The 22576-nt window shown below is 39.8% G+C and carries 20 protein-coding genes and 1 pseudogene; 13 read left to right on the top strand and 8 right to left on the bottom strand.

From position 1 onward, the window contains the following. Positions 1-151: 151 nt before the first annotated feature. Both ACYVHJ_RS19770 and carB read right to left on the bottom strand, forming a co-directional pair. Positions 152-406, bottom strand: coding sequence for a DUF4834 family protein (locus ACYVHJ_RS19770; protein ID WP_339902771.1), 255 nt, complete (start codon positions 404-406; stop codon positions 152-154). A 194-nt stretch (positions 407-600) separates the two neighbouring features. Beyond that, a complete protein-coding gene (gene carB / locus ACYVHJ_RS19765; protein WP_460518296.1) occupies positions 601-3420 on the bottom strand; it encodes a carbamoyl phosphate synthase large subunit in 2820 nt (939 codons plus the stop codon). A gap of 358 nt (positions 3421-3778) precedes the next feature. On the opposite strand from carB, the gene ACYVHJ_RS19760 reads away from it, so the two are divergent. From ACYVHJ_RS19760 to ACYVHJ_RS19735, 6 genes and pseudogenes are all read left to right on the top strand, one after another. Then, the gene (locus tag ACYVHJ_RS19760; RefSeq protein WP_303615278.1) at positions 3779-3982 is read left to right on the top strand and encodes a hypothetical protein; all 204 of its coding nucleotides are present in this window, start codon (positions 3779-3781) and stop codon (positions 3980-3982) included. Then, positions 3979-4418 (top strand): annotated as a pseudogene (locus ACYVHJ_RS19755) (PIN domain-containing protein). The gene ACYVHJ_RS19760 and the pseudogene ACYVHJ_RS19755 overlap by 4 nt, the downstream one beginning before the upstream one ends. A 126-nt stretch (positions 4419-4544) precedes the next feature. Then, positions 4545-5300, top strand: a complete 756-nt coding sequence (locus ACYVHJ_RS19750) for a S8/S53 family peptidase (protein WP_460518292.1) — start codon at positions 4545-4547, stop codon at positions 5298-5300. Positions 5301-5309: 9 nt separating this feature from the next. Further along, a complete protein-coding gene (locus ACYVHJ_RS19745; protein ID WP_460518289.1) occupies positions 5310-5777 on the top strand; it encodes a S8 family serine peptidase in 468 nt (155 codons plus the stop codon). 14 nt (positions 5778-5791) lie between these two features. Then, a complete protein-coding gene (locus ACYVHJ_RS19740) occupies positions 5792-6421 on the top strand; it encodes a T9SS type A sorting domain-containing protein (RefSeq protein WP_460518286.1) in 630 nt (209 codons plus the stop codon). Positions 6422-6913: 492 nt separating this feature from the next. Further along, the gene (locus tag ACYVHJ_RS19735; RefSeq protein WP_460518283.1) at positions 6914-7513 is read left to right on the top strand and encodes a DUF4202 domain-containing protein; all 600 of its coding nucleotides are present in this window, start codon (positions 6914-6916) and stop codon (positions 7511-7513) included. A 3-nt stretch (positions 7514-7516) separates the two neighbouring features. Here the strand turns inward: ACYVHJ_RS19735 and ACYVHJ_RS19730 are convergent, their stop codons facing one another. The 4 genes from ACYVHJ_RS19730 to ACYVHJ_RS19715 form a co-directional block, all read right to left on the bottom strand. Then, positions 7517-8464, bottom strand: a complete 948-nt coding sequence (locus ACYVHJ_RS19730) for a sugar phosphate isomerase/epimerase family protein (RefSeq protein WP_460518280.1) — start codon at positions 8462-8464, stop codon at positions 7517-7519. Between the two features lie 78 nt (positions 8465-8542). Then, entirely contained in the window at positions 8543-9208 is a 666-nt protein-coding gene (locus tag ACYVHJ_RS19725) for a C40 family peptidase (protein ID WP_460518277.1), read from the bottom strand. Further along, positions 9205-9492 carry a hypothetical protein gene (locus tag ACYVHJ_RS19720; protein ID WP_303615283.1) on the bottom strand — a complete coding sequence of 96 codons (288 nt, stop codon included), beginning with the start codon at positions 9490-9492 and terminating at the stop codon, positions 9205-9207. Before ACYVHJ_RS19720 ends, ACYVHJ_RS19725 begins: the two co-directional genes overlap by 4 nt. Next, positions 9489-11144, bottom strand: coding sequence for a helix-hairpin-helix domain-containing protein (locus tag ACYVHJ_RS19715; RefSeq protein ID WP_460518302.1), 1656 nt, complete (start codon positions 11142-11144; stop codon positions 9489-9491). Before ACYVHJ_RS19715 ends, ACYVHJ_RS19720 begins: the two co-directional genes overlap by 4 nt. Positions 11145-11511: 367 nt before the next feature. Between ACYVHJ_RS19715 and ACYVHJ_RS19710 the strand changes: the two genes are divergently transcribed. The 6 genes from ACYVHJ_RS19710 (at position 11512) to ACYVHJ_RS19685 (ending at position 19620) form a co-directional block, all read left to right on the top strand. Then, positions 11512-13101 carry a transcriptional regulator gene (locus ACYVHJ_RS19710; protein ID WP_339904107.1) on the top strand — a complete coding sequence of 530 codons (1590 nt, stop codon included), beginning with the start codon at positions 11512-11514 and terminating at the stop codon, positions 13099-13101. A gap of 50 nt (positions 13102-13151) precedes the next feature. Continuing rightward, positions 13152-13703, top strand: a complete 552-nt coding sequence (gene pyrR / locus ACYVHJ_RS19705) for a bifunctional pyr operon transcriptional regulator/uracil phosphoribosyltransferase PyrR (protein ID WP_339904105.1) — start codon at positions 13152-13154, stop codon at positions 13701-13703. Positions 13704-13705: 2 nt separating this feature from the next. Beyond that, positions 13706-14629, top strand: coding sequence for an aspartate carbamoyltransferase catalytic subunit (locus ACYVHJ_RS19700; RefSeq protein WP_339904104.1), 924 nt, complete (start codon positions 13706-13708; stop codon positions 14627-14629). Between the two features lie 58 nt (positions 14630-14687). Continuing rightward, positions 14688-16055: a cystathionine beta-synthase gene (locus ACYVHJ_RS19695; RefSeq protein ID WP_460518271.1), complete on the top strand. Its 1368-nt coding sequence runs from the start codon at positions 14688-14690 to the stop codon at positions 16053-16055. A 35-nt stretch (positions 16056-16090) separates the two neighbouring features. Then, a complete protein-coding gene (locus tag ACYVHJ_RS19690) occupies positions 16091-16726 on the top strand; it encodes a DUF2189 domain-containing protein (RefSeq protein ID WP_339904278.1) in 636 nt (211 codons plus the stop codon). Between the two features lie 338 nt (positions 16727-17064). Next, the gene (locus tag ACYVHJ_RS19685) at positions 17065-19620 is read left to right on the top strand and encodes an ATP-binding protein (protein WP_460518268.1); all 2556 of its coding nucleotides are present in this window, start codon (positions 17065-17067) and stop codon (positions 19618-19620) included. Here the strand turns inward: ACYVHJ_RS19685 and ACYVHJ_RS19680 are convergent. Both ACYVHJ_RS19680 and ACYVHJ_RS19675 read right to left on the bottom strand, forming a co-directional pair. After that, the gene (locus ACYVHJ_RS19680) at positions 19617-20984 is read right to left on the bottom strand and encodes a sigma-54-dependent transcriptional regulator (RefSeq protein WP_339904274.1); all 1368 of its coding nucleotides are present in this window, start codon (positions 20982-20984) and stop codon (positions 19617-19619) included. The two genes, ACYVHJ_RS19685 and ACYVHJ_RS19680, sit on opposite strands and share 4 nt — an antisense overlap. A gap of 98 nt (positions 20985-21082) precedes the next feature. Next, complete coding sequence (locus tag ACYVHJ_RS19675; RefSeq protein WP_339904272.1) at positions 21083-21457, bottom strand: hypothetical protein; 375 nt, start codon at positions 21455-21457, stop codon at positions 21083-21085. A gap of 298 nt (positions 21458-21755) precedes the next feature. Between ACYVHJ_RS19675 and murI the strand changes: the two genes are divergently transcribed. Then, positions 21756-22571 carry a glutamate racemase gene (murI, locus tag ACYVHJ_RS19670; protein ID WP_339903174.1) on the top strand — a complete coding sequence of 272 codons (816 nt, stop codon included), beginning with the start codon at positions 21756-21758 and terminating at the stop codon, positions 22569-22571. The last annotated feature ends 5 nt before the right edge of the window (positions 22572-22576 follow it).

Below are 22576 nucleotides of genomic sequence, written 5' to 3'. Positions count from 1 at the left end.
TAGTCGAATTGTACTGCTGATCAGAAGATAAACACACAAAATAACCACGAAGGGATTAGTTTATACTTACGTGGTCAAATTTTATCGAATTTTCCAACAAGCCCTTATTAAAAAGCGCATCAAAAGGGTAGGGCAACGTTTTAGTGTAGTTTTAATCTTTTACTTCCTCATAGTCAATATAGTCTCCTCCTGAAATGGTGCTGGAAGAACCGTTTTTACCATTCTTGGGTATAAAATCAACATTCACATTGCCATCTTTAGGTTTGTTTCTTTTTTTTGTCTCTTCTCTTTGGGCTTCTTTTACCTGATCAGCAAACTTTTTAAGCTTACTGTTTAGGAAAAACTTAAATAAACTAGAAAAAACCCAACCCAGTGCAATAAAGAATATTATTATTTTGAAAATCATGATCTACAATTTTGAAAGCTCACTAATTCTGTTCAAACACAACAAAGTGCTTAATCCATTAACGGAAAATCACCACTTAGCATTCAATATTAATGGAAAAAAAATACAAAAACCAATCTAAACTGTTGTAAAGGAGACAGAATAAAGATACCCGACTTGAAATCCAAGCCGGGTAAGTTATTGATTTAGGTCTTTTATCTACTCAAATAAAGGTTTCTTTCTGCAAATATTTTTAGAAAATAATCGTCCATCAAGTCATCTATAAAATAGATGGCCTCGCCTGTAGATTTCATTTCAGGCCCCAATTCCTTATTTACATTCGGGAATTTGTGGAAAGAGAAAACAGGTTCTTTGATTGCATAACCTTTTTTCACTGGAGCGAAATTAAAGTCAGTCACTTTCTTCTCACCTAACATCACTTTAGTCGCATAATTTACATAAGGCTCTTGGTAGGCTTTACATATAAAAGGTACCGTACGGGATGCTCTAGGGTTGGCTTCAATCACATACACCTTGTCATCTTTGATGGCAAACTGAATGTTTATCAGCCCCTTGGTTTCTAAGGCCACTGCTATCTTCTCAGTGATTGTTTCGATTTGTCGAATAACCAGGTCTCCAAGATTATAGGGAGGCAATACCGCATAAGAATCTCCTGAGTGAATGCCCGCAGGTTCTATATGTTGCATGATACCAATGATATAAACATTTTCTCCATCACAAATGGCATCTGCTTCTGCTTCAATGGCACCTTCGAGGAAGTGGTCAAGCAATATTTCATTGTTTGGAATGTCCCGGAGAACGGTTACTACATGCTCTTCAAGTTCCTTTTCATTGATAACAATTTTCATTCCCTGTCCACCCAAGACATAAGATGGTCTTACCAATAATGGAAAGCCGATGGTTTTGCAAAGTTCAAGAGCTTCGTCTGTACTATGTACAGTTCCAAATTCAGGATAAGGAACATTGTTTTCTTTCAAGAGCTGGGAGAATCTGCCTCTGTCTTCTGCCAGGTCCAGTGCTCTGTAGCTAGTGCCGAGAATTGGGATATTGTATTTGTCCATTTTCTCTGCCAGTTTAAGTGCTGTTTGTCCTCCCAGCTGAACGATCACTCCTGCAGGTTTTTCATGCAGGATGATTTCATAGATATGTTCCCAGAATACAGGTTCAAAATACAATTTATCCGCAATGTCAAAATCTGTAGAAACTGTTTCAGGGTTACAATTGATCATGATGGTTTCATAGCCACATTCCTTGGCTGCCAAGACCCCATGAACACAAGAGTAATCAAACTCAATTCCCTGACCAACCCTGTTGGGCCCGGATCCAAGGACCACTATTTTTTTTCTGTCAGAAACAATGGATTCGTTTTCATCTCCAAAGGAGGAGTAAAAATAAGGTGTTTGCGCTTCAAATTCTGCTGCACAGGTGTCTACGAGTTTAAACACTCGTTTGATTCCCATTTCATCTCTTCTCTTATTGAAAACTTCACTTTCCAAACATCCCAATAGGTGGGCAATTTGCCGGTCGGCATAGCCTTTATGTTTGGCCGTTTGCATGAGTTCTTTACGGATGCTCTCCAGTGTTTCTTTGGCAAGTGTGTTGTCCAGGTGTACCAATTCCTCGATCTGCTTCAAAAACCATTTGTCAATTTTTGTCAGATCTTGAATGGTTCTGAATGAAATGCCTAATTTGAAAGCATCATAAATATGGAAAAGTCTGTTCCAACTAGGGTTGGCCAAGCTGTACAGAATTTCTTCTTGGTTTCTAAGCTCTTTGCCATCAGCACCAAGGCCATTTCGCTTGATTTCAAGGGATTGACAAGCTTTTTGTAGGGCTTCCTGAAAGTTTCTGCCTATTCCCATAACTTCTCCAACGGCTTTCATTGATAGGCCTAGTTTTCTGTCAGAGCCTTTGAATTTGTCAAAATTCCATCTAGGTATTTTAACTATAACATAATCAATGGCAGGCTCAAAGAAGGCCGACGTGCTGCCGGTAATGGAATTCTTTAATTCATCTAGATTGTAGCCTACAGCTAGCTTTGCTGCTACTTTGGCAATCGGATAACCTGTAGCTTTAGAGGCCAAAGCGGAAGATCTTGATACCCTTGGATTGATTTCTATACCTATGATGGTTTGGTTGTCAGGGCTTACAGAGAACTGTACGTTACATCCCCCGGCAAAATTACCGATGCCATTCATCATGCGGATGGCCATGTTTCTCATTTTTTGAAAAACAGGATCCGGCAAAGTCATGGCAGGGGCCACAGTGATGGAGTCCCCGGTGTGAACCCCCATTGGGTCAAAGTTCTCTATGGAACAAATGACCACCATATTGCCAAGATTATCTCTGAGAACCTCTAATTCGTACTCTTTCCATCCAAGAATACTTTGTTCGATCAATACTTCATGTGTAGGTGAGGCTTGAAGTCCTGCACTTAATGCTTTTTCAAAATTTTCAGGGCTGTCTACAAATCCACCACCAGACCCACCAAGGGTGTAGGATGGTCTAATTACCAGTGGAAATCCAATTTCTTGTGCGATTTCTTTGCCCTGTAAAAAAGAAGTAGCCGTACGTCCGACACATACACCAACTCCCAACTCTTCCAGTAAAACCTTAAATTTTTCTCGGTTTTCTGCTGTCTCTATGGCATCAATGTCCACCCCAATCATGCGGGTGTTGAACTTTTCCCATATCCCCGCTTTGTCGCAATCAATTGCCAGGTTAAGGGCGGTTTGTCCTCCCATGGTGGGAAGTACACAGTCAATGTCCGGATGCTCTGTTAAAATCTTTACAATTGATTTTTTCTCAAGTGGCAAAAGGTATACATTGTCTGCAGTCACCGGATCGGTCATAATGGTTGCAGGATTGGAATTGATAAGGGTAACTTTAATTCCTTCCTCCCTCAATGATCGGGAAGCTTGAGATCCTGCATAATCAAATTCACAAGCCTGCCCGATTACAATAGGGCCGCTTCCGATTATAAGTACATGTTTGATGCTACTGTCTTTTGGCATGCTTGATGATTTTTGAAATAGTTTACTATTGGCTAAATTGGGGCAAAATTAATCAAATTTATTGAACATCCACATGAATTCTTGATTTTACGCAGTTCAATTCACAACTAATATTTTTTGCTTGTACCCAATAGAAGAAATGGACTTTGTGTGGCATTTCAATACTTCCGCCAAATCAACCGTTTATTTTAATGGGTAATTATTAATTATCAATTGTTAATTAACAATTGCCCCATTAACAATTACCCATTAATAATTATCCCATTAACCATTAACAATTATTGAATTAACCATTACCCCATTAACAAAACAATTTAAAAATAAAAACTTTATTTAAAGATTTTGAGTATATTTAAATATGCAGATCGAAAGAACAAATGAAGAGATTTTGATTCGGGTTCCCTCAGAAACTGACCTGGTGGGCTTACAACGCATTTTGGACTATATTAGGTTCAGGGAAATCGCATCAAAAAGTAAAGCTAGTCAAATACAAATTGATAAACTGGATATGGTTTCAAAATCATCTTGGTGGGATCAAAATAAGGAAAAATTCCTCAAGTGAAAGTTGTTGTTGACACCAATTTTGTTTTCAGTGCTCTCCTGACACCAAATGGGTCAATTAGTGATATTCTGCTAAATTCATCTGGAACTTTTGATTTCTTCACGCCCACTTTTTTACTGGAAGAATTGGCACACCATCATCAGAAACTTTTAAAATTTTCAGCCTATTCTGAACAAGACCTTTCTTTCATGAAAAGAATGGTTTTAAAAAAAATGAATTTATTGATTTGGAATTGATAAGCGATCTCTTCTGGAAGAAAGCAATTAAGATGACCACTCCAATAGATGAGTTTGATACTCCATTTGTTGCATTGAGCTTAGCGTTAGGAGCTTCTTTTTGGACGGGTGACAAAAAACTCCTAAAGGGATTGAGGCTACAAAAAATTGATTGGGCTGTGAATACTGCAGACCTAGAAGTAATTAGGGATAGAAGCTGAAATTTACATTGATCTTCATTTTCACAGTTTACAGGTTTTCTTCTCGGTTAGGTTTTTAATCCTGTAGAAAACCATGCGGGGACAGCCGGTGCTGACATAAGCGTACTGGGTGCTTGGGATGTCACCATGGGCAGCAATGAAATTGTAGTAGCTGTTCTCGATCAAGGTGTAACCGCTAATCATCCCGATCTTCCCAACGCACGGCAGATCCGTTTGAACGGCAGCAATTTTGTAGGAGGAAATGCCAATGATCCTTCGCCAGTTGGCAATGAAAATCATGGAAATGCCTGCGCAGGAATTATAGCTGCAACAGGGAATAATCGGCAAGGCATTTCAGGTATTGCTCCCAACGTACGGATAATGCCCGTTAGGATGCTCGACGCAACAATTGCAAATACCGCTTCTTCCATTCTATTTGCCGCTGACAACGGAGCTCACGTTATTTCTGCCAGCTGGGGTTACCCTTCTGATAATCCGAATTTTATTCCGGTTATCGTAAGTGCCATCCAATATGCGGTAACGCAAGGTAGAGGTGGTTTAGGTGCTGTAGTCGTGTTTGCAGCAGGGAACACAGCAAGTCACAATCAAAATATGCCGGGGTTTGTTTTATTTCCTTCGAATGTAAACATTCCTGGGGTATTCACCGTCGGAGCTTCGGACAGGGATGACCTACAAGCTGATTATAGCCCAACTAGTAATCCCAATGTCCCAACCAATCAGATTATAGCTATTGTTGCTCCTTCACACCGGGCTTACCCACCTCCGGCAGGTATAATAGGAGAAACTCTGGAGGTCTGGACGATCGATATTCCAGGAAATAATGGATATAATCCATGGCCTAATGATCCAGATTTACCTATCCCTCCGCCGGTTGGAGAGTAGCTTCCCAATGTGGGTATTAATTTTTTCTCATATACTGGTCGCTTTGGAGGTACTTCTGCAGCAGCTCCACAAATTTCCGGAATAGCAGCTTTGGTACTCGCAATAAATCCAAACCTTACTCACCAGCAAGTTTTCAATATAATAATGAACTCTGCTGATGAGGTTGGGGGGTATAATTACGTGAATGGCAGAAGCGACGAGCTGGGAACAGGTAGAGCAAATGCTTGTCGGGCCGTACACGAGGCATATATTTCCACAAACCCAATTTCAGGCCCCGACCGCATCTGCACCACAAATACCAACTTCACTCTCCAAAATGTTCCAGCAGGCCAGACGGTGACCTGGGCGGTATCCCCTACTTACCTCTTTCCCTCCACAGGAAGAACAGGTACGGGAACTACCGCCACCTTACATCTGTCAGTGGTTCAGCCACCCTTACCTACACCGTGGATACGGACTGTGGGGAATACGAGCTGAGCCGGGAGATCTGGGTGGGCGTACCCAACACGAGCATGCAGGTGGATGCCAACTACTACCCCGTCTGCCTGAACGAATACACCTATATCAACCCCTTCTATGACCCCTATAATACCAACCCTGAAGGCAATAAAGATGCTGACATTACCAACTTTATCTGGCAGCAGCCTGCCGGAGTCAGTTGTTTTACCGCAGGTACCAGAAATGAGGTGCTGGCTTGCTGGTTTACAACACCGAATATGTACACCGTAAGGGTGCGCGCTGTCAATTCTTGTGGTCAGGGTGCCTTTCAGAACGTATATATCAATGTGTATGGCTGTTCGTACTATACCATGAGCCTCAATCCCAACCCCGCCAACGACAGGGTAAACATAGCACTTACCGAAATGCCATTGGATGAATCCGCAAAAGCCATTCTTCAGTCCGAAAACAAAACCAGCAGGGAATACCAGGAGTACAGTTTCGACAGCCCTACCCAGCGCATTAGGGTTTTTGACCTGACGGGGGCGGAAAGGATCTGTGTAGAAGCCCCTCCTTCGGACAGCAGCTATGGGCTTGACATCAGCCACCTCCGGCCCGGTGTCTATGTCGTCCACCTGGACCACCGCAATGGCACCGTCACCCGGCAACTAAGGGTGGAGTAAAACGCAAGGTAAACAAGTCGCATCAAACACCCTGATAAGGCGAATTTGCAACGTGTAATAGCTCAGTTCCGGGTGAAGTATACGAATCTCTCTACTAATAATTATCAATTATCAATTATCAATTAACAATTATTCAATTAACAATTAACAATTAACCATTAGCCCATTAACAATTATTGAATTAACCATTAACCATTAATAAATATCCCATTAACAATTAACCATTTTGTCCCCCTTATGAAAGCAATAATACCTGAAATCGGGTGTCTTTTACCGCTGTTACCTATTTGATGAGGATGATATTTCAACTATTTTTGGGATAAATCCGAACAATACAATAGGCTATCAAATACATGGCAAAACCAATTCAAAATAAAGCGCTATCGCTAATGGGAGATTTCCTTGAGGGTTTCCCCACTTATTACGATTCCTGTGGTATAAACCGGATTTAAATTTTATAAAGTAAACAGCTTATTGGTAAAAGAAAGCGTTATGAGAAATGTTGAAAACGGGGACTATGGTGCAGCAGTAACAAAAATTGATGCCGCCAACGCAGAAGATCCGAACCTTGAAGAAGTAAAAGGAGAGAATGTACCCAAAGAACTGTTGTATGGGAAGCGGATGGCCGACATGATGGAAGAAACTTACCCGGAAGCAAATGAAGTATTAAAGCTAGCTGCGAGAAGTCAGCATATTCGGCGTTGGGAAATCCCAAGGGACTCCTATCCTATGGATCGAAAAGGCTATTTGCTATGGAGAACCAACCTCAAGGGGTTTCATGCCAACCTTGCCAAGGAAATCTTGCAAAGCAGCGGTTATGACGCTTCCGATTTACAAAAAATTGATGATTTAATTAATAAACGCAGATTGAAATCAGACCCTGAGACACAGGCGCTGGAGGATGTAGTATGTCTGGTGTTTTTAAAATACTATTTTGATGACTTCATTGCGAAGCACGAAAATGAGGAAGAAAAACTCATTGACATCTTACAGAAAACCTGGAAAAAGATGTCTCCAAAAGGCCATGAAAAAGCCTTGTCTTTAAACCACTCAGAGCGAGCATTGGCTTTGATCAACAAGGCTTTGGCTTAGGCTTTATTTGTATTTTGCTGTTTTATAAACTTTTACATCTTTAGCGATGGCAGAAAGTATGGCCTCTTTACTCATGGTTGGGTGCTTGTGGCCATGCTCTGCTCCTCCTAAGTCGTACTCACAATGTAGGATTTTAGGAAGGCTGCCCATAAATCCCGCATGCTCTTGTAAAAGTTCAAATTTCACATTTCCTTCTCCATAGGGAACATTAATCGGCCTGTCACCTTTGTCATCAACATTCCCCCAGACATAATCCTTTAGATCAAAACTTCTTATTTGATCACTGATCATGTGGAAAACATTTTCATAAGATTGATAGCCTTCTACAGAGGCATGACGCAAATCAAACTGCACCCCAATGTGATCAGGATTGATGTCTTTCAATAAATGGTAAATTTCCCAAACAGAACCTCCAATACGCCTTCCGGCATGGTTCTGATAATGGCCCGTTACCCCATGTTTCTCGTGCAATTCTGCCAATTGCTTCATGGAAGCATTGAGGGATTTTAATTCCTTGATGATATTTTTGGTGGTAAATGGAAGATAGCCCATGCGGTAATCGGTGATTCCTTCGCCGGAAATGGTCCTAAGGAATTCATCCATATCAGCCATTTGATTGAGGTTCATTTCAGTGGTTAGTACAGGCCGCTTTAAGCCCAAAGTTTCACTCTTTCTGACAATTATGGGCAGCTTTTGCTTTATTTCATCCGTATTAAAAAAACCATTTTTCCTTACAGGTAAATCAATTCCGTCAAAGCCTAAAGATTTGACCGTTTCAGGCACCTGTTCCAAAGGAAGCCATTGGAGGGCTTTTGTGAATAGGTAAAAAGGTGCTGGAGCTGCTGCTTTCTTAGCCTCCGGCAATAGGTTTTTTAAAATGCCTAATTGTGGAGTTAATATACCTGTTCCTGCTACAGCCATTATTTTCTTTACGGAAGATCTTCTGTTCATTTGGGGCTTATTTGAATGTGTGATTATTTAGACAAGGTACTATTTTGCCCTCATTGTATCAATAATTTTTCCTTTAACTTATGGCTTTTCAAAATCATGGATCATTTCTAAAGCAGGAGAAAGGCTCATGCCACCGGGATTTAGCCCCGGCTCACCTTCAGGTATTGATAAATTCAATGCTTCAAAATACTTTTCCCACACAGGGAATAGTAGTCCTGTGTCAGGATCCTTAAAGGTCATGGGAGGGGTTGCAAAAATCGGTTCGCCTCCATTTGCCTTCTTAAAAGAAAAATGGATAAGTTCTGAACAATAATAGGCATCATTTGCCAAATCAAAGGCATTGTCATAAGGCTTTCCGATCAGGGTTTTCCCGTATCGAACGGCTTCCGGGATTAGCTGCTGGTATTCGGGCTTCAATCGACCAATATGTACCTTTGGGACTCCCTTCGTATTGGTGTGACGGTATAAAAATTCTTTTAAAGGGGTGACTATAACCCCCTGGCTGTTGGCTTCCAGGACCATCCATTCACCTTTTGTTCCGATCAAAATCCCATTGTGAGAAAAGGGGTGCCCTTCATACCCGGAGGTCACTTTTTTGATTGCTTCACAAAAATCTCCACAATCTCCATTTTGAAATAAAATATCCCCTACTTTCCAATCTCTCCATGGCTCTTGACTATATGCGCTTAAAAAACAGAAGTGAAAGAGGATTAGTAGTCCTGTTCTTAGTTTTTTGGTTTTCATACCAGCATGAAAAAGAGCAAGGATACGGCCAAAATTAAAGTCATCTTTTTGGCTTTTTCTTTTTGTGGAGCACTTATTTTTTTTCTGCGAAGCACCAGCACCGCAAGGCTTAAGCCCAGCAACTGCAGGCCTATGGCCAGGCCGGCAAACCAGCCCGCGTAAGCCATGGTAGGCTGTAACAATGCCTTAACTACCAAGGGTATCAATCCAAAAAGTATGCCCGCCATTCCGGATTGGAAGGACAGCTTTAACAAGTCCTCAGTCCCTTTTTGATGTATGTTCATTGTTTTTTTCTTTTCCTGTCCCCAAAATAGCTGGCCAATTCTTCTCTGCTCTTTGTATTTAAGGTCATCGCTTTGGTCAACCCTCCTTTTCTACCTACAATAACGCCAAATTTCATATGGGCTACACCGGCTTTTTCATGTGCATCAGGGTTGATAGAGAGAAGCACTCCCTTATCCATAGCATACCTGACCCATCGCCAATCAAGATCCAATCTCCAAGGGTTGGCATTAATTTCTATGACCACATCATGCATTGCACAGGCATCAATGACCGCACGATGATCGATCGGGTAGCCTTCTCTGCGTAAAAGAAGTCTACCTGTGGGATGGCCTAAAATCGTGGTATAGGGGTTTTCAATGGCTTTGAGCAAGCGTGCAGTAGCCTTGTTAATATCCATACTCAAGCCGGAATGAACAGAAGCCACCACGTAATCAAATGTGGCCAACACCTCATCTGAATAATCCAGGCTCCCATCTGTAAGGATGTCGCTTTCTATTCCTTTAAAAACGCGAAAGGGCTTCAATGATTCATTGATACCGTCAATTTCTTGGTGTTGCTTGTAAATGCGGTCTTCATCCAGGCCATTGGCATAAAATGCGGAGCGACTATGATCAGCAATGCCGAAATATTCAAATCCTTCTGATTGGCAGAATGCTGACATTTCCATCAGCGTGTTTTTTCCATCACTGTAAGTGGAATGGTTGTGTAAAGGACCTTTTAGGTCTTCGAGGGTCAGTAGTTCATCCAAAGAATGTGTTTTTACCCAGTCGAGTTCCCCGGTGCCTTCCCTCAAAGCTGCGGGAATATAAGGGAGGCCTGCGGCTTCATAAGCCTGCTCCTCGGTTTCAAATTTTTCCTTGTAAAACAATTCGCCAAGGGGCAGCCCATTTTCTGTAGGATATAATAAGTGGGCTTTGGAAGCAGATTTTAAAAGTTTTTGTTTAATAAAATCCTTTGTCGGTACGATGGTGATAAGTAGATGGATTTCGGGTTCCTCCAGTTGTCCTTCCCAACGGTAGGGACTCATTTTGGACTTTTCTTGTTTTATCCCATTGACTTTATTTATGGTAGCAAGGCTTTCTTTTGGATCATTCGATCCAATTAGAAATGTAAGGCCCGCTATTATTTCTGCTTCCATTTCAAAACTCCCCACTATGGCAACCTTGTCTTTAGCCAAGCTTTCAGAAAGTCTATTATAAAGGGCTTTAGCCGCTTGTTCTATATCTGCGTACAACCATTTCCCTTGGTTGGAAGCTTTGTATTCTAGGGCTTGAATAATGCTGTCTTGGGTTTTTTGTCCAAAGCCCTTGATTTTTGCCACCTGTCCGGATTGGCAGGCCTCCATCAATTCATGGGTGGAGGTGATGTCAAGTTCTTTCCACAGCGTTTTTATTTTTTTAGGACCAAGGCCTTTTATTTCCAGAATTTCTAAAATTCCTTTAGGCGTTTGCTCCATAAGTTTATCCAAAAGCTCATGGCTACCGGCCTCTTGAATAGAGAGAATGGCCTCAGCGATACCTTTACCAATAGAGGGGAGCTTTTGTAGTTCGTCCAGGTTTAGGTTAGCAAGTGGCTTGCCTTCTCTTTCAATACTGTTGATGGCAGATTGATAGCCCCTGATTTTAAATGCATTTTCTCCATGCAATTCCATCAATTGCAAGGTTAATTTAAGGGTCTTGACAATTTGTTTATTATCCAAGGTGTTTTGAGATCTGTTGTGTACCCGACAAATGTCCTAAATAATTGTTTCAAAATAAAATCATAAGTCTTATCTTATGGAGTAAATCAAAGTATCAGCGGATATAGTTGATCAACCGTTACTACCAAAACACCCATTTGTAGGCTACTTACTGAGAAATGATTAGTAGGAAGGATGGATTAGGATTGCCGTTAATAATTGAAAGGCCACAAGCATCGCTTAATTAAGCGCAAGAAGAAAGGATATAGCGTTGGCTTATTGGAACAATTAGCATGTAGGCAAAGTTTGGTAGGTGAACAGAAAATAAAACCCTGAAGGAATGTCAAAACAAACCCTATTGACCACTGTACTCTACTTGTTTTTACTGGGAATAGCTGTTGGGCAAGTTCAATTTACGCAAAGGTTTGAGGTAGAATCTCACTGGGCAGACGATGATTTTTATGTATTGCCTACCGAAAGAGGAGTTGTGGGATTTCGAATGAAAGCTGAAAATTCTTTCGGAAGAAAAGATCGGTTTCAATATTTTACCGCAGATTTTCAATTGAATGCAGAAAAGCCACTTGAAAGAGAGTTAGATGATTTCTATGAATTGGTGGGCTTTGATCTTGATAGGGACTTATTGTATGTCCTGTTCGATAAAGGTTCTCAATATGATGATGAAAAAGCTATTTTTGAAATAGATATCGAAAGCCGAAAGCTTAAAGAACTTGAACTTGCCAGTATTTTAGAAATGGAATTACAGGACTTTTTGGTTTTTAACAAAAAGGCAGTTTTTATGGGGAAGTACGATTACCGCCCTGTGATCCAGATATTCGATATTGAAACCGAGGAAGTGGTAACGGTGCCCGGTCTTTTTGAAAAAGATGCCAAGATTTTACAAATGAGGAAGGATCCTGAGTTGAATGTATTTGATGTGGTGATGACGCGAAGGGATGCCTTCAAAAATAAAATAGTATCTATATTGACCTACGACACCGATGGGAATAAGCTTAGGGAGGTGAAAATTGATGATTTGGGCGACCCATCTATGGAGATTGTTGAGGGGCTACTGACTTCCTCAAACAATTATAAGCAGGCTTTGATCGGGCCCTATGGCTTGAAGAAAAAAGAAGCCTATCAAGGTTTGTACTTCACGAAAATCAACGAATTTGGTGAGTATACCAATAGGTTTTATGACATCACTGATTTTGAAAATTTTTACAACTACCTCCCGGAAAAAGCCCGTGAAAAGAAGTGGAAGCGCATAGAAAGAAGAGCTGAAAAGGGCAAAAATAACCCCATCAGAAATGTGGTCGTGACAAGAGAAATTCAGTCTTCAAATGGACTATACTTGGTTTACAATGATCATTTTATTTCTACTTCCTCAAGGTATGCGCCAAGAGATGGGATGTATGTAAGTAATTTTTATCGACTAAACCCCATGATGGGAGGTTATGGAGGCCTTTACAATCCATTGTGGTTAGATCCGCGGTTCAGGGGGGCACAGACAGTAGACCAATATAAGTTTTTGTCGGCACAATTTATTTTACTAAATGCAGAAGGGGATATACTCTGGGAAAATGCCATAGATCTGGACAATTCGGGAAAGAATGACCCGATGAAGTATGGGGAATTGGTATTTGATGGAAGTAATTTATTTTATATGTTTCTTAAGGAAAAAGAATTGATGCTTAGCCAGATAAAAGAGGGGGATATTGTCATGGAAAATGAACCCTTTGAAATTGAACTAGTCAATGAAAATGAAAGAATCTCCGAGACTAGAGAGAATAGTTTGCAGCTTATTTGGTGGTATGACAATTATTATCTTTTAAGTGGTAAGCAAAGGATAAGGTACCAAGGTGAAGATGGCCGGGAGAAAAGCAGGGAGGTCAATTTTTTTACTAAAATAAAAGTGGATGATTTTATATAGAGCCATTAAGCCCCAATAAATAATTTATATATTTGCCTCAAATTTTAATCATGCAAAAAAGACTTGTTCTTGACCAAACCCAGATATCACTTACCATCAGTAGGTTTTGTCATCAATTGATAGAAAACCATGATGATTTTGATAATACGGTTCTTTTAGGTCTCCAACCGCGAGGAGCATTGGTGCTGGATAAAATCATTCAGCGGATGCAGGAAATCCAAAATATAACTCTGGAATATGGGTATTTGGATGCGACCTTTCATCGAGATGATTTTAGAAGGAGAGACCTTCCTTTACGGGCAAATGAAACTAAAATTGATTTTTTAATTGAAAATAAAAAAGTCGTTTTGGTGGACGATGTACTTTACAAGGGCAGGTCTGTTAGGGCAGCAATGGATGCAATGATAGCTTTTGGAAGACCTCAAAAAGTGGAGTTGATGATACTTATTGACCGTAAATTCACCAGAGATTTCCCTATTCAGCCGGATTACTGCGGGCGGCAGGTCAATACCCTGGAAAGCCAGTATGTAAGCGTTGAGTGGCAAAATAAAGGCTTTGAGAAGGATGCCATTTGGATCACTGAAAAAGAAAGTAACGAATAGCAATGGAGCAGCTTAGTACCAGACATTTATTGGGGATAAAAGACCTGAGCCCTGCAGATATTCAATTGATTTTTGAAACAGCAGACAATTTCAAAGACATATTGAACAGGCCAATTAAAAAAGTCCCTTCTCTTAGAGATATAACCATTGCCAACGTTTTTTTTGAGAACTCTACGAGGACAAAGCTTTCTTTTGAATTGGCAGAGAAAAGACTATCGGCAGATGTGGTCAATTTTGCGTCGGCAAGTAGTTCTGTAAAAAAAGGAGAAACGCTGATCGATACAGTCAATAATATTTTGGCCATGAAAGTTGACATGGTTGTTATGAGACATTCCAGTCCGGGAGCACCTCATTTTTTATCCAAGCATATTGACGCCAATATCGTCAATGCGGGGGATGGCACGCATGAGCACCCCACCCAAGCTTTGCTTGACTCTTTTTCTATCAGGGAAAAACTCGGGGATGTAGCAGGTAAAAAAGTTGCCATAATCGGTGATATTTTGCATTCCAGGGTTGCTTTATCGAATATTTTCTGCCTTCAAAAACTTGGAGCAGAAGTGATGGTATGTGGACCAGTGACCTTATTGCCGAAGTATATTGCCGATTTAGGTGTGAAGGTGGAACATGATGTGTTCAAGGCTTTGCAATGGTGTGATGTGGCCAATGTTCTCAGGATTCAATTGGAGAGACAGCAAATTAAATATTTCCCTTCCCTTAGAGAATACTCCCTTTTTTATGGGATCAATAGGGAATTATTAAACAGACTAGATAAAGAAATTGTAATCATGCACCCGGGTCCAATCAATAGAGGTGTAGAGTTGAATTCTGATGTTGCAGATTCAGAACATGCCATTATTCTTCAACAAGTAGAAAATGGTGTGGCGATTAGAATGGCGGTATTGTATTTGCTTGCAGGTGTTAAATGAGGGCTCTACTGGAAGCCTTCCTTAAACTATCATTTTAAAATGTTTTAAAAATAAGTCCATGATATACAATTCAATTGTTGAAACTATCGGAAACACCCCTTTGATTAGATTAAATAATTTAAATAAGGGGATTGAAGGAGAAATACTGGTTAAAGTAGAATATTTTAATCCGGGCAATTCCATGAAAGATAGAATGGCTGTTAAAATGGTGGAGGATGCCGAAAAGGAAGGGATATTGAAACCGGGAGGGACCATCATCGAAGGCACCAGTGGCAATACCGGTATGGGACTGGCCTTAGCAGCCATATCAAAAGGGTATAAATGCATTTTTACGATGGCTGACAAGCAGTCCAAAGAAAAAATTGATATCTTGAAGGCTGTAGGAGCTGAGGTTATCGTCTGTCCTACCAATGTAGCTCCTGACGACCCAAGGTCCTATTATGCGGTAGCCCAAAAACTAAATAAAGACATTCCCAATTCTTTTTATCCCAACCAATACGATAACCCTTCCAATTGGAAAGCGCATTATGAAACCACAGGCCCTGAGATTTGGAGAGACACAGCAGGTGAAATCACTCATTTTGCCGCAGGAGTAGGTACTGGGGGGTCTATGTCAGGGACGGCAAAGTTTTTAAAAGAACAATCAGAAAACCTAATAGCTGTGGGTATTGATACCTATGGCTCGGTTTTTAAAAAATACAAGGAAACAGGAGAGTTTGACGAAAATGAAGTCTACCCTTACCTTACTGAAGGGATAGGAGAGGATATTTTGCCGAAAAACGTCAACTTTTCAGTGATTGACCATTTTATTAAAGTTACCGATAAGGATGCGGCAGTCATGACCCGGAGGTTGGCCAAAGAAGAGGGTCTTTTCGTGGGTTGGTCTTGTGGATCGGCAGTACATGGTGCTTTGGAATATGCCAAAGAAAATCTCAAAAAAGGAGATCGAATGGTAATTTTACTTCCTGATCATGGGACCCGTTATCTAGGTAAAGTTTACAATGATGATTGGATGCGAAACCACGGATTTCTGGAAGATAAGGCCTACGGCACCGCAAGGGATATCGTTTTATCAAGGAAGGATGGCTATCAATTGGTAGTAGTGAATAAAACCACTAAGATCAAGGAGGCCATTGCCATTATGAACGATAAAAGTGTTTCCCAAATCCCTGTGATGGAAGGGGAACATGTCATAGGAAGCCTTACTGACAATAAGCTATTGCTTAAAATCATTGAGAATCCTGAACTGAAAGATGCCAACGTTTCCGAGGTAATGGAAGATTCCATGCAATTTGTTGCCTTGGACAGCACTTTAGATGTATTGTCCTCTATGGTAGAGAGAGAAAAAGCAGTTTTGGTACGGGACGATAATCATCGGGTTCATATCGTAACCAAACACGATATTTTGGCAGCAATTACAAAATAATATTCCAAGAAGAGAAATAGAATAGCAGACTAATTATGGACAAAAAACATTTGGACCTGATCTTAGAAGGAGATTTTGATTTTGATATCAGGGAAGCCATAGAAAGTGGCTGGGAAACTTATAAAAAAGTGGCCATTTATTCTATCTCCTTTACCCTTTTGATCGTTTCTCTTCAGTTTTTGTTTATGTATTACGCGGAGAACTTTCTATTCGTGTATTCATTTTTTCTTGCAGGACCTCTATTCGCGGGTTTTTATTTGGTAGCGAATAAAATCAGCCATGGAGAGCAGGTAATTTATCCCGATTTCTTTAAAGGTTTCAATTATTACTTGCCAGTGGTTTTGGTTTGGATAGTCGGTCAAGTTATCACCGTTCTAGGTATTTTTGCTTTGATTCTTCCAGGTATCTACCTTATGGTCGGGTATATGTTTAGCATATTGATCACCATCTTTTCAGGAATGGATTTTTGGAATTCGTTGGAATACAGCAGAAAAATTATTCACAAAAAATGGACTAAATTTTTCCTTTTTGGTTTGGTTTTGGCGCTGATGAATTTAATTGGTGGGCTGCTATTTGGAATCGGGTTGGTGGTTACCATACCTTTAACCTACTATGCCATTTATCATGTTTTCGAAAGCTTAAATCTTGGTCTTCCCATTGACGAAGAATAGGGTTTTAACACCAAATAGGTTTTTTTTAAGGTTAATCGCCAATTTTTTTAAAAAGCCCTTCATTTTCAAAGGTTTAAAGGCGTACTTTGCATTTAAGTGTAAATTATTCAATAGAACTGAATTGTTGCTATGAATTCATTTTATCTGGAATATGTAATAGGGTTTCCTGAGCTTTATCAGGTAGGATTGCAATCAAAAGAAATAGGCTCTTAAGAGATTTTAGCTTAGCATGGCTATGGAAAAATCGAAAACAGAAACGAAGAGGCTTATTTTGAGATGATTTCAGTTTGTAAAAGGAGGTCTATTGTATATTTCAGGTTTAAAAACCAACCTTGATTATGAGATTCAATGCAAGAATAATGGTAATCCTCGGTTTTTTCTTGGGGATTTGTTTAATAGTGGGGGTAGGGGCAATAACCTATTTTAGCGTGACCAAACTATTGGCCTCTGTCGAATCCCTTTCCGAGCCTAACGAAAAACTGAGAAACCTCAATCAACTTTTGGCAGATATCTACCAACTGGACAAGTCTAGAAGTGTGTTTGTGGAAGAGGATACCAGCCATAATCTAGATTATTACAATCAGATACAAAATGAGATAAAAAAACTTGAAGCCATTGTTTCGGATTCTACAGAATTAAAAAAACTGAAAGGGATTAGCTATAGTGTCAATGAGTTGATGGTGGTTTATAAAGGTCTGGAAGATGTAAAGAAGAGTCTTTATAACAGGAATTTTAGCAATGAGGCCTTATACAATATTGAAAGAAAAATTAAAAGGAAAGAAGAGCTAAGTAGACTACAGAATTTAGGGAAAATAAGGATTGGAATTGACCCTTCAGCGCTTAAAGACCAAAATCAAAGCGTAGATAAATCACCCAAATCAATAAACAAAGATGTAACTTCTTCAGGGACCTTGGCCGGAGACGGAAAAGAAGACATGGATAAGATCAAGGGCACATTAAGGCTTAACCTTAACCGCTTGAACCCTGTAGACGATGACATGCCTGTAAATTCAGATTCCATCATTTATACTGTCAGGCAAATGGTATTGGATATCAATAACGAAGAACAGTATCTTCGGTCCAGGCTAAGTGAGTTGGAACAAGAGCTCAATGAAAAAAACAGGGAGTTGATCATGAATATTCAAAGCGTGGTCACTTCTTTGCAAAATGAATCACTTTTAAGATCTAAGGCTGAAAATGATTCAGCATATGAATTGACCTACAAACTTTCAATTTTACTTGGCGTTTTGATAGCTGTTGGGGTAGTTGGTTCTTCGGGTTTTATTTATAGTATTATTCGAGAAATTAAAAAGGCAGAAGCTTATCAGGAAAAACTAGCTGAGGCCAAAAGAAGGTCAGATAACCTGGCCAAAACCAAGCAAGATTTCTTAGCCAGCATGAGCCATGAAATACGGAATCCCCTTCATGTAATTCAAGGTTATAATGAAGCTTTGCTAAAAACCAATCTGGGTGAAGCCCAGACTGAATATGTGAGAATGATACAATTTGCTTCAGGAACGCTCTTGGGGATTGTTAACGATATTCTCGACTTTTCGAAGCTGGAAGCGGGTAAAATAAAAATCGAAAAAGCGATCATTGATCCCGATTCATTTTTTAAAGACATACATTCCTTTTTCAAGCAAAAAGCTATTGACAATGGACTTTCATTGGAGTTTTCGGTATTGCTCCCAAAAAATAAATACCTTTTGGGAGATGATTTAAGAATCAATCAGATCATGAATAACCTGCTATCCAATGCAGTGAAATTTACCGAAAAAGGGAAAGTTTCGGTTAGGGTTTTCATGGATACTGCGGATAATTTGGTGCTTGAAGTTTCAGATACAGGTATGGGAATGGATGAAAGCCTTCAAGCCAATTTGTTTAAAGAATTCAGCCAGGGAGATGGAACCATTTCCAGAAAATATGGTGGTACGGGTTTAGGTCTGGCAATTATTAAAAAGCTTGTAGATCTACAGGAGGGAAATATAGCTGTAGCAAGCAAGACCGGAGAAGGAACCAAGATCACTGTTTCAATACCGGCAACCCTCCTAGACAAGAAAGAGGAAAGTGCTATTCCTGAAGTGGACGCCAATGTTGTGGGAAATTTGAAGGTGCTATTAGTGGACGATGATGAAATGGGGTTGAAATTCACAAACCTGTTGTTTAGTGGTCTGGGGGCGGAGGTTGTTGCCTATTCCGGAGGAATTGAATTTATGAATAATTTTGTGGAGGAAGATTTTGATCTGGTTTTGCTGGATATTCAAATGCCTGAAATAGATGGTTATCAGGTTTTTAAGTCTTTAAGGTCAAAAGAGAAATACCAAAAGGTGCCAATTGTGGCCATGACTGCGAATGTTTTTACAAAAGATAGGGAAAGCATGATCAATGAAGGTTTCGATGGTGTATTATTGAAACCGTTTAATGAAGCAGAACTTGTTCAAATCATTGTGGAATTTGTTAAGCCTCACAAAGAAGAAGTGCTGCTTCTTGCATCACCTGAAAAATTAAGTCGCTACCTGGCCAATGAAGATGAGGGCAGTGAGCCTGCCTCTGATTACAGCTTAATTGATATCAGGAAATTTTGCATGGGAGATGAAGCATTGTTTAAGGAGGTCTTAGAGGGTTTTTATACTCAAACTGGCTTGGATTTAATCATGATGAATAAAGCCTGCGATGAAGAAGATTATGAAACCATACAGTCCATTGCACACCAGCTTTCCAGTCGGTTGGGGCAATTACAATTCAAATACAAAGATCTCGCAAAAGAAATTGAGATTGATCTGAAAAGGAATAACACCCAAGACATTCAAGAAAAAGTGTGGACTTTGACGGAGAAAATCAACACCCTATTGGAAGATTTAGCCTTAAAATTCGGCTACGAAATGGTGGATTAATCCAGACCGTATTTTTCAAGTTTATTGTACAGTGTTTTCCTGTCCATATTCAATACTTTTGCGGTTTTGGACTTGTTAAATCGCATTTCCTCCAATGTTTTTATGATAAGTGATTTTTCTTGATCCTCAAAGGAGGTTTTTAGATCCTTGGCAGAGCTAATGTCTACGGGCTGAAAAGGTTCGTGATCCAGGAGCTCAGAAGGGATTACTTTGGATTGAATTTGGCCTTCTCCGGTCAGCAATACTGCTCGCCTGATAATGTTTTTTAGTTCACGCAAATTTCCCGGCCAGTGGTATTCTTCGAAGATCTTGACCACCTCCGGACTAAAACCTGAGACATTTTTTTCAAGTGTGGCATTGCTTTTTAACAAAAATAGATTGGAAAAAAACATTAAGTCTTCCCGCCTTTCTCTCAACGGTTGGGCCCTTAAGCTAAATTCATTTAACCGATGGAAAAGGTCTTCTCTAAATAAGCCTTGCCTGGAGAGGTCTTGTAAATCTTCATTTGTTGCAGCAATTATTCTAACATCCACGGAGATGTCTTTATTGGCACCGATCTTTCTGATCTTACGCTCTTGTATGGCTCTGAGAAGCTTGATTTGAATTTCATAACTTAAATTCCCGATTTCATCTAAGAAGATTGTTCCCCCATTCGCATTCTCAAAATGTCCTGTTTTATGGTCTATGGCTCCGGTAAAAGCCCCTTTAACGTGCCCAAATAGTTCACTTCCGGCAAGTTCTTTAGACAAGGCTCCGCAGTCCACAGCCACAAAAGGACCTTTAGATCGTTTGGATTGTTGGTGTACCCGCTTGGAGATGTATTCTTTACCTGTACCACTTTCTCCCAATACGATAATGCTTAGATCGGTGGGGGCCACCAGGCCAATATGTTCTTCAATTTGCAAGGCTTCTTTACTTTTTCCAATTTGGTAATCCAGTTCAGAAAGTTTATTTGCAGACTGTTCATTTTTATTTACTTGTAGGGAAGGTTTCCGCTGCTTGTTTTCCTTCTTTAGAGCTTGTTGTACAGTGAGGAGTAATTCGTCCGGTTGAATGGGTTTGGTGATGTACTCAAAAGCGCCCATTTTCATGGACTTGACTGCCGTTCTAATGTCAGAATAATTGGTAATCAAAATGACGGGGAATTCCGGTTGTTCATTGAGCACCTGATCAAGAATTTCCATACCGGTCCCATCAGGTAAGCGGTAATCAGTAATGATTAAATCAACTTGATGCTTTTCAAAATAGCTCAGGCCTTCCGACACTTTGGTGCTATTCATTACCTCATATCCATTTTTCTCTAAAAATTTGCTAATGATTTTAGAGTAGGTAAGGTCATCCTCAATTAAAAGAATTTTTGACATATATAATTAATACGCATTAGATTTTAAATATAAAGGAAAAGCACCGATTTCACAATCAGTGCTTTTAGGTAACCGTTGGCTTAGCTGTTTTTATATTTTTATTGTGAAACAATGATTCCATTTTCGTCATAGAGCACCATTATATTAAAATAATCGGCATCTTTAAAACATACATCGTAGAAATCATCATCGTTTTGTGAGATTTTTGTTACTGTTCGTATTTCTAGATCGTTAATTAAACTGTCAGTCTGAATAACCCTTTGGATATTCAGGGGTAAATCGGCCACAGCAATATTTACAGAATCTGCATACAAACTGCTTGTTGTACTGTATACGGAGGATTCAATTGGATGGTTGTCTTTGTTGTTCCTAAATATTTCATGGCTATTCCATTGAAATTTAAATAGTATGGAGAATATGAATAAAATGAACAATGTACCAACTCCCAGCCCTGCAATAATTTCACGTCTCATAATCCAAAGGTTATTGAGGTTTTAATGCATTTATTGTGCCAACTTTAGTGCGTAGAAAGGTTTGTGTTTTGCAGAAAATTTTTGTGTATAATGTACCCATACTGCTGACCTCAAACAACCCTTGTGGGAAATGAAAAACTTTACTAACTTTGTTATGCATGCTTTGTGCATGGGATTTAATCCATGGCTAGCGTGCAAAATGTTTTAAATTAGTTTAACCCTTCGCTTGCATTTCCCCGGGTGCGTGAATCCGGGGAATTTATTTTTCTATAAAAAGCTTTTAAAATTCTAAGTAATTATGGCCATCGTTGCACAATCGCCCATAGGGATTTTTGACAGTGGAATAGGAGGGTTGACTGTAGCCAAGGAAGTGAAAAAAATGCTTCCAAATGAGCAAATCGTTTATTTTGGTGATACAGCTCATTTGCCTTATGGAGATAAAAGTACGGCGGCTATTCAAGCCTACTCCGTAAAAATTGCTGATGCCTTACTGAAGGAGAATTGCAAAATGATTTTAATTGCCTGTAATTCTGCCTCCGCTGCAGCCTATGATTTAGTAAAGGCTTATGTAGCATCTAAAGCTTTGGTTGTGAATGTTATTGATCCGGTTGTTGATTTTCTTGGCCACAATCATAAAGGCGAAAATGTGGGATTGATTGGTACCAAGCAGACGGTGACTTCCGGTGTGTATTTACGAAAAGTAAATGGTCTTGGTAAAGGAATAAAAATAAAATCATTGGCCACTCCTTTGCTTGCTCCAATGATTGAGGAGGGTTTTCATTTACAAAATATAAGTAAAGATATTATTGCTTCTTATTTAAACCGGGCGGAATTAAAGGAAATTCAAACATTGGTTTTGGGTTGCACCCATTACCCTTTGATCAAGCATCAAATAATGGAATTTTATGAGGGAAAGATTCAAATTATAGATGCATCAGAAACCGTAGCAAAGTCGGTGGAAAATTTACTCCGAAAGAACAAGCTTTTGGCTGAGCGTATTTCAGGACAAAAAGACAAGTTTTTGGTTTCCGATTACACAGTTTCTTTTGAGGAAACCACCAAGCTTTTCTTTGGTAAACAGATAAAACTTCAAAAATTTCCTTTGTGGGAGTAAGTTTT

It is taken from the genome of Cyclobacterium sediminis (assembly GCF_054781075.1).
Note: the sequence above shows the minus strand (reverse complement) of the source record. Positions and strands in the feature narration are given on the sequence as shown.

Excerpts from the sequence above, each read along its gene's own strand:
- ACYVHJ_RS19680 (WP_339904274.1), bottom strand. The coding sequence starts at position 20,984 with ATGTCAAAAATTCTTTTAATTGAGGATGACCTTACCTACTCTAAAATC.
- ACYVHJ_RS19700 (WP_339904104.1), top strand. The coding sequence starts at position 13,706 with ATGGAGCAGCTTAGTACCAGACATTTATTGGGGATAAAAGACCTGAGC.
- ACYVHJ_RS19725 (WP_460518277.1), bottom strand. The coding sequence starts at position 9,208 with ATGAAAACCAAAAAACTAAGAACAGGACTACTAATCCTCTTTCACTTC.
- ACYVHJ_RS19685 (WP_460518268.1), top strand. The coding sequence starts at position 17,065 with ATGAGATTCAATGCAAGAATAATGGTAATCCTCGGTTTTTTCTTGGGG.
- ACYVHJ_RS19675 (WP_339904272.1), bottom strand. The coding sequence starts at position 21,457 with ATGAGACGTGAAATTATTGCAGGGCTGGGAGTTGGTACATTGTTCATT.
- ACYVHJ_RS19710 (WP_339904107.1), top strand. The coding sequence starts at position 11,512 with ATGTCAAAACAAACCCTATTGACCACTGTACTCTACTTGTTTTTACTG.
- ACYVHJ_RS19690 (WP_339904278.1), top strand. The coding sequence starts at position 16,091 with ATGGACAAAAAACATTTGGACCTGATCTTAGAAGGAGATTTTGATTTT.
- ACYVHJ_RS19760 (WP_303615278.1), top strand. The coding sequence starts at position 3,779 with ATGCAGATCGAAAGAACAAATGAAGAGATTTTGATTCGGGTTCCCTCA.
- ACYVHJ_RS19715 (WP_460518302.1), bottom strand. The coding sequence starts at position 11,144 with ATGGAATTGCATGGAGAAAATGCATTTAAAATCAGGGGCTATCAATCT.
- ACYVHJ_RS19695 (WP_460518271.1), top strand. The coding sequence starts at position 14,688 with ATGATATACAATTCAATTGTTGAAACTATCGGAAACACCCCTTTGATT.
- ACYVHJ_RS19720 (WP_303615283.1), bottom strand. The coding sequence starts at position 9,492 with ATGAACATACATCAAAAAGGGACTGAGGACTTGTTAAAGCTGTCCTTC.
- ACYVHJ_RS19735 (WP_460518283.1), top strand. The coding sequence starts at position 6,914 with ATGAGAAATGTTGAAAACGGGGACTATGGTGCAGCAGTAACAAAAATT.
- pyrR (WP_339904105.1), top strand. The coding sequence starts at position 13,152 with ATGCAAAAAAGACTTGTTCTTGACCAAACCCAGATATCACTTACCATC.
- ACYVHJ_RS19730 (WP_460518280.1), bottom strand. The coding sequence starts at position 8,464 with ATGAACAGAAGATCTTCCGTAAAGAAAATAATGGCTGTAGCAGGAACA.
- ACYVHJ_RS19750 (WP_460518292.1), top strand. The coding sequence starts at position 4,545 with ATGGGCAGCAATGAAATTGTAGTAGCTGTTCTCGATCAAGGTGTAACC.
- carB (WP_460518296.1), bottom strand. The coding sequence starts at position 3,420 with ATGCCAAAAGACAGTAGCATCAAACATGTACTTATAATCGGAAGCGGC.
- ACYVHJ_RS19770 (WP_339902771.1), bottom strand. The coding sequence starts at position 406 with ATGATTTTCAAAATAATAATATTCTTTATTGCACTGGGTTGGGTTTTT.
- murI (WP_339903174.1), top strand. The coding sequence starts at position 21,756 with ATGGCCATCGTTGCACAATCGCCCATAGGGATTTTTGACAGTGGAATA.